Raw genomic sequence first — 18,365 nt, 5'->3', positions numbered from 1 at the left:
TTATATTATTAAAGATGTATTATCATAATCTTAAATATTAATAAATTACCATACTAATAACCTTGTTCTTGAATCTTTTTCATCAATAAATTCAACATTATCATATCCACTTTGCACTGCACTTTCATATATGCTCAGTATGGTATTAACATCTTTACAATATATATCATAATAAATTGAATCAACTATTAATAATACTATTTCACATTTACTTTTTATAAAATCTTCAAATGTATCTATCTCTGTTACTTCTGAGCTCTTAGTAAAAGCTTTGAATTCACCAAATATAGTAGAATAGATGTTTTCACTAATTAACTTTTTAAATTTTTTTCCTGATAATATATTATTTTTCTTATCTCTAGAAAATAAATTATCTATTATTCCTTCATTATCATTGCTTATATATATTTCATCTGAATCTATATGCCAGAAATACCTTTCAATATCTATAGTATTCAGAACATCTTGTATAAGATGTCCGTATTCATTTGGTACTAAAAATCTTACACCTCTTTTTTCCATAGTAATTTCCTTTCACTTTAATTTATAATAATCTGGATTTATTCGTGCATCTGGGTATCTATCAATCCAATTTTTTTCTGAATCTATTATATGTCCAACCGTTGCGCATAAAGATGTAAACTCTTTTTCTCCATCTACTCCAATTAATGAATCAGCCTTATCTTGATAATAACCTCCAATTGCACAACAACCACAGTTTATTACTTCTGTAGCCAAATATAACTGATGTGATATATGTCCAAGGTCTAATAACATTGTTTTATGTGCTGTTTCTTTATATCTCCATTCACCTCTATATGGAACACATACCCAAAAAAATATTACTCCTGCTTTAGATGTATAACTTTGATTTTGACTTTTATTTGTAAAAACCTTTGATATTTTTTCTGACATATTGTCAATTTCCTTTTCAAATACTAACTGATGAGTTAGAGGTAAATACTTCCATACTCCTTGTTCAACTTCTTGTACATTATTCACTACTAAATATGTATCAAAAGGATTAATACAACCTCCTGATGCAACATAACGAAGATAGTTTCTTCCCGAACCATCTTTAATAAGCCTCCTATAACCACCTATAACTTTTTTAACACCTTGAGTACACCATAGTAAAAATGATAAATCTTTTAGTGAGATTGGAATTTCTGAATATGCTCTCCTACTTAGTCTACTTGCAATAAGTTCATAATAATCTGCTTTTGGTACAGATTCTAAAGTAATTTGAGGTAACTCTATAACCTTTGAGTTCTCATTAATAGGTTTCTGTATATCTGGTTGTGGTTCCCCTTTTGCAAGATCAGCTGTAGCTGATAAGTCATAATCATCTAACGAAGATTTCATAAAATTGCGATTTAATTCATAGCTATTCATGTACTTACTCCCTTCAAATATAGAATAAGGTTATTATATAAGAATATTATGAATTATGTAAGTCTGTTTTTTCCTATGTATTAATGATATAATATAAGTATAGAATAGTTTTTTTACTCTATTATACAAACCACGATCATTCTAACGTTTCCATAGCTGCTTCTAATATTTTCTCTAGATCTTGTAACGAATCTCTGTACATTTTATTCATTAATTCTAAAATTTTACTTTCTGTAATATCATTAATAACAATACTTCTTGATTCCTAATGCTTCGCCCAAAATGTCTATATTTTCAGCAAATCAAGGTGTAAAATCACTTGCTTCGTTGTTCCATATTCCTCTTAGATTTTCTATGTAATTTAATTTTCCTAGATTATTGTTCATTGGTTACTCCCTTTCTCTATACGTTCTTGACTTATAAATTAACTAATTGATTTATTATGCATGTCATTAGCTAACTTATTTTTCAAACAATTTACTAAATCAACATATTGTTCATGTCTATTTAAGTTTTTATCTCTTAAATACTCATTAATACAATGTTCCATTTGCTCTATTTCCAATTTGTTTTCTGTAATCTTTTTATTAAACATATACATTCTTAAATATGTGAGTCTAACTTTATTATACAGATTTTCTACTTTTGTATTTCTGATATATAGATAAATTAATTCTCTCACACTCATATTGGACTTAAAAATCTTTGAATAATATTGCTTAATATCTCTAAAATTATCCGAAGGTTTAGTTCTAGTTATATCTTTAGGCTCAAAAGTTGATTTAATTGGTATATTATCCTTTATACTTATATAAGCCTTATTTTTAATATGATAAAAACCTGTTAATCTTTTATTTATGATATCTGGTTCATCTATTAATCCATTAGTATATAAATTCATATTAATATAGTCTAATTTTAATTTATCGAAGTATTTTTGCACTTCAGTGCTTTCAATATATATACATTACAAATTTCATTTCTATTATTACATGACTCATTAGTTTTTATGTCTTTATCTTTTATTATAGTATTTTTCTCATCTAATACTTTATCTATTTTAGTAAATGAATCTAATATCATACTCATCTTATATGCAATAATTTTAGCATTTTCATAGTCTTCTAGTAAACACGTTAATTGTTCTTGTGTATTTATAGGTAAATGACATGAACGCAAGCATACTCCTTCAATAGCCCCGAAATGAATTTTCATACCCTTCTCCATTTATTTGATAATTCTCTCCCTGTAGCATAATCTTTTTCATCTCTATATATTTATCAAAATTATTTCTCCAAGCAGATATATATGAGTCTATTTGCTTACCGGGTATCTTAACAAATAATCCATAAAGTCTTATATCTTTACCTCGAAAATAATATTTTAATACCAATCCTTATTACTAATGATTATTTCTCCACCTGTTTTTAATTTTTCAATATACTGACCATCCATAAAGAGCTCCTTAATAATTTAATTAAATTACTTGAATCTTATCATCTTTATTAATAATATCATCAGATGTTTTATTATATATTTTTATTGACTCAATATCTTTATATGTCAAACACCATTTCTCCAATTCTTTTTCAAGTTTCTTTTGAGTTAAAACATTAATTGGTGTATCATTTATTTGTGACTCTTTTTCAATTATAATTAATTCTTCTATATTGATTTCATTATAAAATGATGTTAATATTTTTTTTCTATTTATTAAATCATCAACGCCATTATCATGTAATGATATCAACTTATATTTATTATTTTTATATAAAATAATATCAACATCATAACCATTGATATTTTCAATAACATTTACTATATATCCCTTTCTACTAAATATTGTTCCAATAACTTTTTTCTGGTCAGTTAGTTGCATTGAATTAAATTTATATATGTTAATTACTTTATCTGTTATGCCTTCATCAAAATCCCATTCATTTTTAAAATCAATAGTTGTATCATCTTTACTTACAGCAAAGAAAAAATCTTTCAGTAGTTTATTTTTTTTAACTAAAAGTGCATTTAATTTTTCATCCGGACTTAACCCTTTAGTAGATAAATTAATATATGATTCTATATAAGATTCCATATCATAATATGTTTCTTTACCTTCTTCATTATATGTAATCACAGGAATATACACATTCACATCTCTTAGTTGACCAATTCTATACACACGATCAGTTGCTTGATTTTCTTTAGCTGGGTTCCATTTTCTTAAATAGTGAATAACATTATTAGCCTCTGTAATTGTTAATCCAACACCTGCAACCTCAGTAGATAGAATAATGACATCAAATCCTATAGATTTTTTAAATAGATCTAATGAACTTTGTCTTTTCCCCTCAGTAGTTTTTCCATTAATAATTAACGGTGTTATTCCAAACCATTTTTGACAAGCATTAATAATAAATTCTTGAATTTTATACCAATCTGCAAATATTAATACTTTTTCATCTTTATTTTTTATCTCATTTAAAACAGCTTTTAAATATATCATTTTAGATGAACTGTTAATAATTTTATCTATTGATGATACTATTTCTTTCTTATATAAAAGTGGATGGGCACATATGCTAATTAACTGATTTACCAATACTAGTGGTGACTCCCCTTCTAATCTTTTATCTAATACCTCTTTTATACATTTTCTTTCAAAATTACTTGCCTTTATTTTCTGCAATATGATTTTTTTATTAGGCAGTTTATTTTTTATAATATCTTTATTTCGCCTAATAACATAATTATCTAACTTATTTGCTATGTCATATTCTATTTGTTGTTTGTTTAGTACATCATTAGTACTGTTATTTTTTAGTGACTTTTTAAAATCATTTTGCGTTCCCAATAATCCTGGCTTACAAAAATCTAAAATATTCCATAAATCTTCTGTAGAGTTTTCTATAGGTGTTGCAGTACATGCTACCTTAAATAGAGCATTTTGAGTCTTTATTGCATACCCTATCTGAGTTTTTGAATTTTTTGCTTTTTGGATTTCATCACACACCATAACAGCCCATTCATTTTTTCCAAATAAAATATGATTAATGTAAAGACTTTCATAAGTAGTTATAACTAAATTATATTGAGCTATATCTTTTAATTTTATCCTTTCTTCTTCAATTGTATTAGCAATTCGCCCTTGTATAACTTTTTCTTTAAACACTTCCTCAACTACAAAATTAGAAATCTCATCTTTCCAATTTTGCAACAGCATCTTAGGTGCAACAATTAAAAATCTAGCCGACTTATCATGTTCTATTATTAATGCCATCAAAGTTATAATTTGTAATGTTTTTCCCAAGCCCATATCGTCAGCTAATAATATTCCATTCCTTTCATCCTTATTATATAATGACATCATTTTTGCCACTCCAGCTTTTTGATGTTTAAAAAGTTCCTTTTTTATAAATGTTGATGGTCTATAATCTTTTATGTATTTATCCTCATCTGATACTTCTTCATATTCTTTAACTTCTTGATTATCGTAAATTAACAACCCTATTTTTTTATTTTTGTTCTCTTTACTATCTTTATCATCTGTTTCTAACAGTTGTTTTTGTTCTTTTATTTCACTAATTATGTCATCATAGTTATTAACATATTTACCTGCAATTTCAAAATAACTATTAGTAGAATTATTAATTACTTCTATTTCAAAAGCTTCTAATAGAGTTAAAGACTTAATATCTTGTACTTTAACCTCTGCATTTTTTATTCTATCTACAATATCTTCTATCTGCTCTCGTCCTGCTAGAATTATTTTATCTGTATAATTATTTTTGATCTTTAGAATATTACCTTCTTGAGTAAGCACCTCTTCCAAATGTTGTACATCATCCGGTGTAAATTGAATTTCTTCACCTACATCATCTCTATATATTGGTAAATAATCATTTGAATCAAACCAATTCTCTTCTCCCTTTGACGAAGAAATTAGCTTTCCTAATGATAAATATCCAATACCCTTAACCCTCGGACTGAAGATATCTTCCATATCAATTCCTTCAACATAATTCAATTTGTGCTCTTCGTTTAGAATTTTATGCATATCTTCTATGCTTACATTACAATCTTCATGAATTTGATTTAATGTATTTTCATTCTTAAAAACAACACGTTTATTTTTAATAATATAAGCGTTATTTGCCCCTTGTGAACTAAATGTTTTTTCAAATTCTTCTTGCCTCTCTTCATCAGCATACACTTTAGGTGCAATAAAAAATCCATCACCTATCTCTTTCATACCTAATTTTATTTCATCAATTAATAATGGTTGTTCTATAGTTCTCAATCTTCTATTTAAGGTCATAGGTACATGATTTAATTCTTCCTTTAATTTAGTCAATAAAGAATATTGTTCATATAGAGAAATTCGTTTCTCTGAATTAGTATTAAAATTTTTTACGATCTTAACAATTTCATAAATTTCTTTAGGTAAAACAAAAGAAATCCTTCCTGACGTTAAAACATTCCCACTTAATTTATTCCACTCTAATTGTTTACCATCTTTCCAAAAACTATAATCATAAATAACTTCCTTATCGATTGAATAATTTCCTCTATTTTCAAACTTTATGTACCCTCTAAATAATTCTGGGAATTGGAAGGCTTTGTAATCGTCTATAAATTCTCGTTCCATCAAATTATTTTCAAAAATATCATTTTTGCTATCTTGATAATAAAAATCATATATTTGATCATATGGAATAAGATATTCTCCTTCTGAGGAATATATATAATTCTTATTAGCTAGAATACTCTTTATCTTATAAGATAATTCACTTTCATTATTTATTCCAACGCCATTATCATAGCATAAAATAAAACCTTCAGCATCTAATCTATATATTAACTCTTTTGTGCTTTTACTTTTCCAAAATAAAGACATAATTACCTCCTTACATAACCAATCTGTTTCATATAATTATGATATTTGTTCTGCCAATATCCACTATGAATCATTCTATTGTTTGCAATATCCACATTCTTTAATACTCTGCTAATCATTAAAGTTCTATGCCATTTTTTTCTTTCATTTTTTATTATTTCAATATTTAGAACTGATTTATCATAATAAAATGTTGCACCACCATTTGCTCCACCAAATTCAACAAATGTATGATTTTCAGTTTCAATAATTAATGCTGAATCGTACTCATTATAAAATTCAATATTTGTAAAATATCTAAAATAATCTTCCCAAAAAGCCAAACGCTCTTCTCGTTTTATTGATAGATTTTCAAAATAATTTAACAACTTATTTAACAGTAACCATCTATTATAAACCTCAATTGCCTTACTATTAAAGTTACTCCAAACAGCTGTATTATCAGGCTCTTTGAATCTAACATACATCTTTCCAAGTAATTTATGATGATATTTTTCTAGATATTCAAAATTATTAATTTGGCTATATAACGATAATAGATATTCATCTAGAATAGCTATTGATATGTAATCATTCAATTCATCAAAATAATCAATGATTAATAAACATACATTTTCATTAAATTTATTTTTAATTGCATATCTATATATCCATTCACAAACAAACTTGTTATTATTGGATATTGATATATTTGGAAACACATTATTATATACTCTCTTGAATGTACTATTTTCAAGTTCTCTATTCATTTTATCTATTGCCCTACTCCACCCATTATCAAATCTTTCTTTGTATTTAGTATATCTACCTTCGTTACTACTTGAATTTATTACCATATTAATTATTTCTAAATAATATCTATTATAGTAATTAGGAAATAAAGTTTTCATTACGGTATTTAATAAAATTATTGATTTTCTATTATTAAGTAATTTTTGATAATCACTTAATATCTTTTTATATTCATTTATAACATTGTTTTCTACTATTTGATCTATAGCTTGTATAGCTACTAAATGTTCTCTGTAAGTCAGTTTTCTTTTCTTTCTTATCTTTTCAATTAATTTTTCTATACTATAATTAATATTCTCTAATTTATAGGGGTTTTTTTCAATTTCTTCACTAAGAATTTTTAACTTATTAGGCTGTAATATGCTAAAGTCAATTATATTCAAATTAATTTTCATCATTATCACCTTCAAGCTGTTCCTTAATAGTTTCAAAAATCTCTCTAAACTTTAATTCAAATTGAAATTCAACTCTTCTATTTCTCGCTCTCCACGATTCCATAGATTCTTCTTCTTCTTTTTCAAGTAGCCTTGTCTCACTCACTCCAGATAGTACAACTAATTCCTTCAAATCCTCTGCATACTCAGCAAAAGTTGGCTCATAAAGAATATATTGAAAAACAGTTCTCGCTCTATCTTGACTCAGCTTTAATCCTGAGTCATAATTCCCAGCATCATCTGTAAAACCATGAATAATTATCGCATTAATGTTATCTTTTATATCTTTATCACTAAGTAAAACTTTAAAAAATGCTGGCATATTAATTTTAATGAACTCTCTACCTGCTTTTTTAAGAGTACTTTTCCCCGAATCAAATAGTAAATCACTTTTAAGTGATATTGCTCCTGTGTCCTCATTGATTTCTACTGTGTCACCAAGTTCTTTTTTTAGTAAAACAATAATTTTATCATTAATTGAGGTTATATTATCTAATCTATCTTTTGTAGATTTCAATTCTTCGTGCATATTTTCATATTCTTTTTTAGCTATATCTGAAGCCTCTGTTGATTCACTCAAATCAAATACCATGATAACTGTAATTAATATAAAAACGATAAGTAATCCAGCCATTAAATCACTAAAAGATAACCAATAAGATATTTCTTCTTCTTGTTCATACTTATACATTTTCTATCATCTCACTTTGTTCTGATAATTTATTAATTGATTCTGTAAGAGTTATTATTGGCTCATTAATCTCTACAATTGATTCATTTAATTCTTTAACTAAACTATCTAAATTTCCTAATACTTTACTTGAATGATCATCATATTGAGCAAATATTGTTGTAAGACCTGTATTCACTTTTTCATTATATGTAACAACACTTTCATTAATATTTGAGGACAAATCATTGATTAAATTTTTGTACTCCATAAATACATTTATTAATTCTTTTTGTTTTGAAGTTATATCAGATACAAATATTTTAGTTTCATCCAAAGTCTTAAACATATCTGAATTGATTATTCCCACATTTTCAACAGCTCCATTTAAATTATCAATATACACATCTGTTTGGGATTGATAGTCATTAATTCCATCAACTAGTCTATTAACAAATTCCATATTTTCTTTTCTAATTCTTGTTGAATAATCTTCTACATCTTCTACACTGGCTGTCATTATTTCAGAAACATTAATTATATTATCTTTTGCCTCAATTAATCCCTGATTAAATTGTTTACTAACATCAGTATACTCAGTCATGTTCTTTTTAAACTCTACGTTGTATTCTCCAATAGCACTTATAAGTTCTTTATTAATCTGAAATTGGTCATTTAAATCATCAATCAATTTCTCCAGGGGCTTCATAATATTTGCTACCGAAGCATTTCCAATATTAGAAACACTGTCTTCCAACGAATTGGACATTGCCCCTATTGAGTCGTTATAAGAATTCATCATTGTTTCCATTGATTTTTGTATAATACTTCCAATCTTATCTACAATATCTGATGCTATTTTTTCCATATTATATTCTGCTTTCTCAACATTTTCATTTATATCTTTTAATAATCTCATTTCCACATCAAATCTTAATCTTGTATTCAGTTCAGAAGCTATATTAAATGTCATAACCTTAATCTGTGCCATAACAAACTTATACGCTAACGCATATATTACTGAAAAAATAATTCCATATAAACTAGATCTAAAAGAAAACTGTATATTATGTAAAAGAAAATTTATACCTGATTTTAATTCCTCAGATTGAACTTCTAGATTTAGGTTAGATAAACCCATTACTACCCCATAAAAAGTTCCAAATATACCGATAGATATAAAAATATGCGGAATATAATTATGAATAGAAAGTCTCTCTCTCAAACCTACTACTGAACCATTGATAAATTCATTAGCATCTTTTGTCGCAAAACTTTTAGAAATCTTTATATTATCCTCATTAACCTCATCATGCACAAATAAGGAATTACTATAATTTTTCCACTCATTTTCAAAATAATTATCTTTAAAAATCGAATCAAAATCTTTTATAGTTAAATCAACATTATTAGTACCACTATTTAACTCTTTTAGTATTTTTTGTTTGGCTTTAGCTATTTTATAAGAAACATGTCCTAATTTCATTGAATATAAGAACACAAAAAAACAAATTATAAAAATAACTTTAATTATAGCTGCACTTTCTTTTATATTTCTACTAAAGGGCGATAAATCATCAACCACTAATATGCATATAAATGCAATAATGAATAATAACAAAGGTAATCTTATACTCTTAACAAAATCACTTTTTATAATTTTTTTTAGAGATTTATTCTTCACTAATATATTTTTTTTATTCATCTTATACACCTTTCTTTTCTTATTACGTTATCCTAAGCTTACTTTAATAAATATTAATTTAGTTTTATATATATTTTACTATAACCAATTATTTAATAACCTTAATTTAGAACTAATATTACATTTTAATACAATTCTATTAATTATTATATACTCCTTATTCGTTATTTTCAAACTTTTTTTATTATAAGAAACCCTAATTCTCTATATATTTGCTTTTTACTGCATCTTTTGATTTAATTTACAAACAATCTTTAACCATAAAAAAAGCAAAACTTTATTGAGAAATAAAGTCATGCTTATATATTTTATTTTTATCTTGTTGTCTATAATCTACTTAGCTTTTATTAATATTTAATACTATCCCATTTAATTTATCTAAAATAACATCCTCACTAATTTTTTCTTTTGTCATCAAAGCACTACAACTATTTAAAGCTACAGGCAATTCACCTTTTGTCCAACCTAGTTCTAAGTCGAAGAACTTCTTATATATATCCGACACCATAAAACCTAATGCTTCAAGAGAATACCTTAGTGTCTCTGGGTAAATACAAGGTTTCCCTTGTTGTTTAAGACAAGTACTACATCTTGTACATGAGCCTGGTGGTAATCCAACTGTGTTATCCATATCTTTTTCAATCTCAATTAGTTTATCTGCCATCTGATTTTTTATATTATTGAATGCATACATTGAAATAACACTATTAATATCAACAATTTTATCAGGTTTGTTTTTTATATAGTTTTTATAAACATCTGACCCCAAGTCAGTTATTTCAAATTTCTTTATTTGTTCTTTAATAGGTTTTGTATCTATTTCAGTCATAATAATTGTGGCGTAATTATACTGTTCTAAATACCTAATTGTTTCAAATTCAAACTCAGGACAACTATAGTTCTTACCATAATTGCCACATCTCTTACAATACCCTAAGACTTCCTCTCTTTTATATGCTTCAAATAATGTTTCTTTTGTCAGCTGCTTTAATCTTACTTTTACAGTCAATTTCATCATCATACCTCACTCATATAAGTATATTATATTTTATAACACCATCACCTACACCTTTAACTTAAATTATACTATATACTGAGAAACATTTCATTTAAACATCTAAATCCGTATATCAAATAACCTCAAAAAACTTCAATGCCTGAACACAATCCTTAACCCCTTGAACATAAATCTTATTATTATACTCTCCATTTATACACTGCACTTGTTCCATATATTCCTCTATAACCTTTCTATCTCTACTATCCAAATGATTTAACACATCTTGCATTTTTTTACTGTGAACACATAATTTTTTCTCCATTTCTCTAAACTCTTCATCATTATTTATTATATCTTCATATGCATACCCAATTAAATCTTCTATTATTTTATTAATAATTTTATCGTATTCTACTTTCATTAAAAAACACCTCCAAAATTATTTTAGGCTTGTTGAGCCTATTTGTCAATACTACTAATATGCCTAAGATATAATTCAACCAAGAGGTGATTAAAATGATATTTGAACGTATAAGAAATATTAGAGAAGATAATGATTTAACTCAATCTCAAATAGCAGAATTTCTAAACATTAACCAAAGAACTTATTCAAGATATGAACGAGGGGAGATTTCCATAACAGTAGAAACCTTATGTAAATTAGCAGATTATTATGGGACTAGCCTTGATTATTTAGCTGGCAGAACAGATATAAAAACACCTTATTCATCTAAGAAAATAAAATAATGCTAACGAAATGAATAGATTTTACTAATAAAAAACAATCATTAATATTACAAAAAAGTAATAAAAAGTATTAATTTATGCATTTCATCCCATAAATCATGCATTTCGTCAGGATTTATTGAATTTTTTTCATAATAGTTATAGTATATCTATATATCATATGTATAATATTTTTTTAACTTCTCAAAGACTAGTATTACTTAAATACTTATGATAATATAAGGAGGAATATTATGTATACCATATCTGTTAATTCAGAAGAACTATGCAAAAAAGAAAACCAATTGAAAAATTTAGCATTAAAGATTGCAAGCACTAAACAGTATTTTTCTAGTATAAGTAGTTCTCTAGATACAGACATAAAAATCAGACAAAATATTAACTATGAAATTGACAGCTTAGATAGAGCTCTGGATAAAATTCAAATACAGTTATATAATACTGGTGATTTTATAAGGGACACAAGTAAAGCCTATCATGAAAATGAATTACAGCTTAAATTAGAATTTCATAAGTTATCTTTTGATATTAATAATTGTCATTACACTAATAACTCAATGACTCAATCAGTTGTACCAAAAGATAAAAGTTTCTTAACACTATTAGTTGACACATTAAAATCAAGTATAAAACACTTAGTAGACTTTTTTAAAGATACTTTTCAAAAAGTAAAAAATAAGCCTTTACCTACTGATAATAATGATAAAAACATTGATAACTCTACTGATTTACCTAAAGACATTATTGACTCAGATATTACTACTGAAATTGATAACAGTAGTACTGAATCAAATGATACTGTAACTACTTACGATAACGATTTATATGCTACTAGCAAACTATATAAACACGAAACTGATTTAATAAGTCAGATAAATTCAATTGACACAACTAGCTTTAATTGGGACATTAATAATTTCAACAAAATATATGATAATAATAAAAAAATATATGAAGATATATCTAGTAAGACTGGCTTACCACCTGAATTAATAGCAGCTATTCATTATCGTGAATCTGGTTGTAACTTTAATACTTATTTACATAACGGTGATCCTCTAGGAAAACCAACCACACACGTACCTATCGGGAAAAACTTTGATAATTTCACAGATGCAGCAATAGATGCTTTATCTGAGAAAAAACATATTAGGGACCAATATAAGTTGACTTCTGATTCTAATGACATGTCCGCAATGATGTCTTTTGCTGAAAGATATAATGGATTAGGATATTATAACAAAGATAGAATTAGTCCATATGTTTACAGTGGAACAAATGTATACACAGGCGGTAAATATGTCGCAGATGGAAAATTCAGTTCAGAAGCTGTTGATAAACAACCTGGAGTATATTTACTTATAAATTCTCTAAAAGAATAATTTTGATAATAAGTGCTAGGAGGATAACTATGAAAAAAATACTTATTACAATCTTTGCAATCGGTCTAGCAATAACTTCTTTTATAATAGCTCATAATATCTCAAATAATAAGAGTGAAAGTAGCTATGATGATAATTCAAAAATATTATCACAAACTGATACAAAAGTTACAGAAAAAGAAATAGTTAATCCCTATTTTTTTACCAACAATATTTCTGAACAAAGCTATAAAGGTAAATTTTTATTTGATGATATTATTGAACAAGATGTAACTTTGAATATTAATGAATTAGCTAATCTTAAATATGGAAAATTATATGAGTTAAAACTAGACTCTATAGAAGGGATTAATGCTGAACGCTTGAATTTAGGTTATTTTTATGTTCAAGAAGATACGATATATAAAATAGCACCAACAGAGCAAAACCTTGATATGCTAAAAGCAAATGAAGAATTACCAAAAGATAGTGTAATCGTTTGTCAAGATACCGAAATTGAAGATTCATTAGATGATAACGAACAAGGATTTCATCACTATCTAGATGTAAATGGAGACGAAAGAGAATCTCATTCATATAATAATCAAGTCTCTACAGGATATTACGAATCATTCACATGGAAAAAAGATATAGGACTCACTAACTACCGTAGTGGATATGGTGCTGAAAATGATTCCATTCAGTTGCAATTAGTCACTTATACCAAAATACATATCACAAAATTATCTAGTTATCATTATAATATTACCAAAAAGTAATAAAAAATATTAATTTATGCATTTCATCCCATAAATCATGCATTTCGTCAGGATTTGTTGAAATTATTAATAAATCTGTTACCATATATTTATATCCTATTTACCTTAATCTGCTGTCATAATAAACGCTAGAATTAATTAAATACTTATGATAATATAATGGAGGGATGTAATGCATGAAATTTCTATCAACAATGAAGAATTAAGCAAAAAAGAAAGCCAATTTAAAAATAAAGCATTAAAAATTAATTGTATCAAAGATAATCTTTCTAATATAACTAATTCACTAGATTCTGACATAAAATACAGCCAAAATATCAACTTAGATTTAAAAAGACTGTATAATGATTTAGATAAAATAGAACTACAACTATATGCAACTGGTAATTTCATTCGGGATACATATAAATCTTATACAGAAATTGAGAGAAAACTTAAGTTAGCATTTGCTAAACTTGATAATGTACGAATTAATAAAAATTCTAGCAAATCAAGTTTACCACTAACTGATAAAAATGAAGAAAGTTTTCTTACAAGAATAGGTAATAAATTAATATCCGGATTAAAACATCTACATGATTTTTTTACTGATTCCAATGAAAAAGTTAATAATAAACCTATACCTAAAGATAATGATGACATTAACTTTACAACCGTTAATAATTTTATTAATTATAATCCGTATATGTTTTACGCATATGATACGAGATTATATCTACAGTCAAAAGAAAATTGGCCAACTTGGAATACCAGTGATAAATCTAAAAATAATAATACTGATTATGATACCAATGATTCGTGGTCCTATAATGGTAGTTATGTATTACCATTAGCGATAGGATTTGATAATGCAGTATTTAACGGCACGATTAGAAAAGGTACTAATTGGATAAAAAAACAATTAGGTATGGATAATATTTATGAAGATGAAGCTACACAATACTTGGTTAATCATGATACAATGTTTGGTTCTTACTATGCAGCAGGTGAAATTTTAGGGATAATACCACTCTTTGGTAGTCAACGTTTTTCACCTTCACCTTCTTTTGCTACTACAACTGGCGAAGTTATACCTACAGCAATTCCAACGGAGATTAGTATTCCTGGTATAGTTTTTTCAGATAGCAACCAAGAGAAAAATGAATTAGATGACACAAAGGAAATTAACAAAACAACACAAATTGCAAAATCAAGCCCCATTAAAATACCTAATACTTCAAAAATTATTGTACAAAATAAAACTGGCTATCAACAAATAAAATACAAATGGTCAGATGGTATTATTAAATATGAAGCACGTTGGCATACTAGAACTCCCGGTGCACCTGAAAACCAAGGAAATACATGGGTTATTACTAGAACTACTCCTGGCACTGCTACAGGTCAACGAAAAACGCAACATATTTTAACAGGCGATAATCAATGGACACCAATGAGCGAATGGCAATCCGCAGTAAATGCTAGACAAAATTGTATAGCTACACCTGAACAACAAATTTTATTGGATCATGGTCACTGGCCAGCTCCATAGAAAGGAATATTATGGATAAAATAATTAATAATTATTATACAGGATTTGAAGGTGAACCAGAAATTAAATTTATTTGGGTAAAACCTAATAATGAAAATTTAATCTTAAAAATCTGGATAGGATATTTTGATACAATTATGAATGCCGTAGAACCCATAAACAATGTATGGTCAGGATTATCCTACTATTACCACTTAGATGAAGGTTGGTATGATGAAAGCCCATGGGAAATACCTAATCTTAATCCAGTAATTGATGAACTATTGAGTGTTGATACAACAGCTTTTGATTTAGTTACAAAAGACGTTTTTACTGAACTTCTAACTCTTTTAGTAAATGCCAAAGAAAAAAACGATAAAATATTGATATGTTACGATTAACACTTAATTTGATATATTAGTATTGACATAGATAAAAAATGTGTCATTACAGCATTTCACTGTTAGACACGTTTTTTATTTCATCTTAATTAACATTAATAGACATAAGTAAAATTAGCAAAAGCAAATACCTACATACCCATTCCAAAAATCAGCTCTCCATTACTATCCAACCCCAATATTTCAGGAGTATAACCTATCTGCTTATCCAAAAACAAATACCATATCCTACCCAAAGCAGTTTCAACTATAGTTGCACTATTAGCTTCATCCCCCTTCAATGCTACCGTAACTTCAACTATATCAGAATGAGTTATAGCTCCATATACTACAGGAAAAGAATCTTTACTTCCTTTTTCACATGATTTACCAACATTACAATAGTTCCATGTCAAACCAACTTCATCCAAAAAGCAACTAGTTCCACCACCAAATACCCATTTATACTTATTAAAATGTTTTTCTACTAACCCAACATTACAACCATTGATAAATTCCATAGGCTCATAAAAAACCACAACACCCTTATCACTATCAACCTGATGCAATATCTGCCTAACATTTATATTCGCCTTTTCCATCGCATCCTCTATAGTATTCTTACTCTGAGTCTCAAAAAACAGCAATAGCAATAGCAAAATTCCAAGCACCAAAATATTCTTTTTCATACTACCTAACCCCTATCATAACATTTTCTAAATACAATTTATTTCAACATATCAATTATAACACAAACCTCTCATATTTATCTTAATATATTATTAAATTCAATAAAACTACTTAAAAGACGACATAATAAAAAGATTTCTTATCCAACCTACCCAGCCAAAACAAGAAATCTCATTTGATAATATCCTTAAACAATATCCTCTACTCTAAACTCTAAATCCCCTTTTACTCTGATTAACCTTTTACTGATCCAGAAACAAGCCCTGAAATAATCTGTTTCTGCATAAGCATATATATGATAATACTTGGAATCGTAACTAACACTGTTGCCGCGAACATAGCACCATAATCACTGGCAAATGAACTTTTGAAATAATATAGCGCTATAGGAACTGTTCTATTCATTTTATCCCCGGTCAAAGTAAGTCCAAACTGAAATTCATTCCAACAGAATAAGAATTGTAATACCCCTGCTGTTGCAAATGCAGGACGTGTAAGTGGTAATATAATCTGCATAAACGTTCTGAAAAATCCTGCTCCATCAATATAAGCCGCTTCTTCCAACGTATAAGGTATAGTCTGAATATAACTCATCATTATATAAAAAGTCGTAGGCATACCAAGTGCCGCATATACAATAATAAGTCCTGCCAGAGTATCATACAGATGTGTTGCCGAAAGTGTATTATAAAGTGGTTGTAAAAGTGCCGCCCCTGGTATTACAAGAGCAAGTGAAAACGCAATGATAATCGTCTTTTTCAACTTGAACTTACATCTAACTATTACATAAGCCGCCATTGAAAATATAATAAGATTAATCACTGTAGCTATAATAGATACAACCACACTGTTTTTATAAAAAATCAATAATGGTGCAATTTTGAATGCAGCCACATAGTTGTCAAAATGCAATCCGCTAGGGAATCCTGATACTGATGACATTATCTCTGCATTACCTCTAAAAGAAGATGCAAACACCCAGATAAAAGGAATTACGGATATTATGACAATAAATAAAATAAATATGAATGTTAATGTTTTTTTGATTGGTGTAATTGCTTTCACTATTTGTTCCTCCTTAATGTTCTTTATCCATTCTATAAATCTTACGAACAGAAATAAGTGTAATAAGGCCTAATATTATTAAAATTACACCTTGTGCGTTTGCAAGTCCATAGTTATTATCTACAAGAGCTGTGTTATAGAGATACATTGGCATATTCATGGTTCTAGCACCAGGTCCGCCTCCTGTAGTCATAATGATGATATCCAGTTTTTGCAACATACTGGTTGCAGCTAATATTGTAGCTGTACCAATGATATTTCTCATCATAGGAAGTACAATATATATATCCTGTTGAAAAGATGAAGCACCGTCTATTGATGCGGCTTCATATATTTCCTTGGATATGGAAGCCATCTCTGCCATGACAAGAATAGTAACCAATCCTGCATAAGGCAACCAAGTCATAGTTACTGAGAAAAATGCAGTATCAGGGTTCATGAACCAGTTATGGACAAACTGTTCTCCCATAATCTTAGTAATGATATTGTTCACCATTCCAAATTGAGGATTCATAATACATAAGAACAATAAACCAAGCGCAGCACTAGAAATGATATTTGGTATAAAAAATACTGTTCTTACAAGTGAGGTATACCATTTGGATTTGGCTAATATCAGTGCTAAACCAACACCGATAAGTATATGTATAGTTGATTGTAATGCAATCCATTTAATCGTATTGAAAATGCTTGTTATAAAATCTTTATCTTTAGTAAATAGGTATATGTAATTCTTAATTCCTGAAAATGATATACTTGAACCGATTGACCAGTTAGTGAATGATGTGCCTACCAGCAAAACTATTGAGATAAGAAACACAAAAATAAAAAGTATAATACCAGGAGTTAAAAATAAAATTATCCATTTTCTATTTTTAGTCATATTGTCCTCCACTGCTAATTGTTTTCTTAAAAACCTCATCTTACATAGTAGTAAGACAAG

Annotated in this window: 18 protein-coding genes; 5 read left to right on the top strand and 13 right to left on the bottom strand. The window is 27.4% G+C overall.

Features of this window, described 5'->3' with window-relative positions; genetic code table 11:
* Positions 1-45 precede the first annotated feature (45 nt).
* The 10 genes from AACQ14_RS04590 to AACQ14_RS04545 all read right to left on the bottom strand — a co-directional run bounded on the left by AACQ14_RS04590 (position 46) and on the right by AACQ14_RS04545 (position 11,311).
* Positions 46-522: a DUF2691 family protein gene (locus tag AACQ14_RS04590; protein WP_339362398.1), complete on the bottom strand. Its 477-nt coding sequence runs from the start codon at positions 520-522 to the stop codon at positions 46-48.
* A gap of 12 nt (positions 523-534) precedes the next feature.
* Complete coding sequence (locus AACQ14_RS04585; protein WP_339362397.1) at positions 535-1,395, bottom strand: SagB/ThcOx family dehydrogenase; 861 nt, start codon at positions 1,393-1,395, stop codon at positions 535-537.
* Between the two features lie 424 nt (positions 1,396-1,819).
* Positions 1,820-2,296, bottom strand: a complete 477-nt coding sequence (locus AACQ14_RS04580; protein ID WP_339362396.1) for a hypothetical protein — start codon at positions 2,294-2,296, stop codon at positions 1,820-1,822.
* Between the two features lie 17 nt (positions 2,297-2,313).
* Complete coding sequence (locus AACQ14_RS04575; RefSeq protein ID WP_339362395.1) at positions 2,314-2,610, bottom strand: hypothetical protein; 297 nt, start codon at positions 2,608-2,610, stop codon at positions 2,314-2,316.
* Between the two features lie 262 nt (positions 2,611-2,872).
* Positions 2,873-6,289 carry a DEAD/DEAH box helicase gene (locus AACQ14_RS04570; RefSeq protein ID WP_339362394.1) on the bottom strand — a complete coding sequence of 1,139 codons (3,417 nt, stop codon included), beginning with the start codon at positions 6,287-6,289 and terminating at the stop codon, positions 2,873-2,875.
* A gap of 2 nt (positions 6,290-6,291) precedes the next feature.
* Positions 6,292-7,476, bottom strand: coding sequence for a hypothetical protein (locus AACQ14_RS04565; protein ID WP_339362393.1), 1,185 nt, complete (start codon positions 7,474-7,476; stop codon positions 6,292-6,294).
* Positions 7,466-8,206: an OmpA/MotB family protein gene (locus AACQ14_RS04560; protein WP_339362392.1), complete on the bottom strand. Its 741-nt coding sequence runs from the start codon at positions 8,204-8,206 to the stop codon at positions 7,466-7,468. Before AACQ14_RS04560 ends, AACQ14_RS04565 begins: the two co-directional genes overlap by 11 nt.
* The gene (locus AACQ14_RS04555) at positions 8,199-9,890 is read right to left on the bottom strand and encodes a hypothetical protein (protein ID WP_339362391.1); all 1,692 of its coding nucleotides are present in this window, start codon (positions 9,888-9,890) and stop codon (positions 8,199-8,201) included. Before AACQ14_RS04555 ends, AACQ14_RS04560 begins: the two co-directional genes overlap by 8 nt.
* A 337-nt stretch (positions 9,891-10,227) precedes the next feature.
* On the bottom strand, positions 10,228-10,905 hold the full coding sequence (locus AACQ14_RS04550) for a DUF2284 domain-containing protein (protein WP_339362390.1): 678 nt from the start codon (positions 10,903-10,905) through the stop codon (positions 10,228-10,230).
* Positions 10,906-11,020: 115 nt separating this feature from the next.
* Positions 11,021-11,311 carry a hypothetical protein gene (locus AACQ14_RS04545; protein ID WP_339362389.1) on the bottom strand — a complete coding sequence of 97 codons (291 nt, stop codon included), beginning with the start codon at positions 11,309-11,311 and terminating at the stop codon, positions 11,021-11,023.
* Between the two features lie 95 nt (positions 11,312-11,406).
* Here AACQ14_RS04545 and AACQ14_RS04540 point away from each other — a divergent pair, with 95 nt between their 5' ends.
* From AACQ14_RS04540 to AACQ14_RS04520, 5 genes are all read left to right on the top strand, one after another.
* Positions 11,407-11,637: a helix-turn-helix domain-containing protein gene (locus tag AACQ14_RS04540; protein WP_339362388.1), complete on the top strand. Its 231-nt coding sequence runs from the start codon at positions 11,407-11,409 to the stop codon at positions 11,635-11,637.
* 233 nt (positions 11,638-11,870) lie between these two features.
* Positions 11,871-13,019 carry a hypothetical protein gene (locus AACQ14_RS04535; protein ID WP_339362387.1) on the top strand — a complete coding sequence of 383 codons (1,149 nt, stop codon included), beginning with the start codon at positions 11,871-11,873 and terminating at the stop codon, positions 13,017-13,019.
* A gap of 29 nt (positions 13,020-13,048) precedes the next feature.
* Positions 13,049-13,777 (top strand): hypothetical protein, encoded by a 729-nt coding sequence (locus AACQ14_RS04530; protein WP_339362386.1) that lies wholly within the window; start codon positions 13,049-13,051, stop codon positions 13,775-13,777.
* A 172-nt stretch (positions 13,778-13,949) separates the two neighbouring features.
* Positions 13,950-15,308 carry a hypothetical protein gene (locus AACQ14_RS04525; protein WP_339362385.1) on the top strand — a complete coding sequence of 453 codons (1,359 nt, stop codon included), beginning with the start codon at positions 13,950-13,952 and terminating at the stop codon, positions 15,306-15,308.
* 11 nt (positions 15,309-15,319) lie between these two features.
* A complete protein-coding gene (locus AACQ14_RS04520) occupies positions 15,320-15,688 on the top strand; it encodes a hypothetical protein (protein ID WP_339362384.1) in 369 nt (122 codons plus the stop codon).
* A 131-nt stretch (positions 15,689-15,819) separates the two neighbouring features.
* On the opposite strand, the gene AACQ14_RS04515 is transcribed toward AACQ14_RS04520, so the two are convergent.
* The 3 genes from AACQ14_RS04515 to AACQ14_RS04505 form a co-directional block, all read right to left on the bottom strand.
* The gene (locus AACQ14_RS04515) at positions 15,820-16,356 is read right to left on the bottom strand and encodes a hypothetical protein (protein WP_339362383.1); all 537 of its coding nucleotides are present in this window, start codon (positions 16,354-16,356) and stop codon (positions 15,820-15,822) included.
* A 235-nt stretch (positions 16,357-16,591) separates the two neighbouring features.
* Positions 16,592-17,422, bottom strand: a complete 831-nt coding sequence (locus AACQ14_RS04510) for a carbohydrate ABC transporter permease (protein WP_339362382.1) — start codon at positions 17,420-17,422, stop codon at positions 16,592-16,594.
* A gap of 13 nt (positions 17,423-17,435) precedes the next feature.
* Positions 17,436-18,305, bottom strand: coding sequence for a carbohydrate ABC transporter permease (locus AACQ14_RS04505; protein WP_113676034.1), 870 nt, complete (start codon positions 18,303-18,305; stop codon positions 17,436-17,438).
* Between the last annotated feature and the right edge of the window lie 60 nt (positions 18,306-18,365).

Source organism: Vallitalea maricola (assembly GCF_036985595.1).
Lineage (GTDB): Bacteria > Bacillota > Clostridia > Lachnospirales > Vallitaleaceae > Vallitalea > Vallitalea maricola.
The sequence above is the reverse complement of the archived record's forward strand: the minus strand, read 5'-3'. Positions and strand labels throughout refer to the sequence as shown.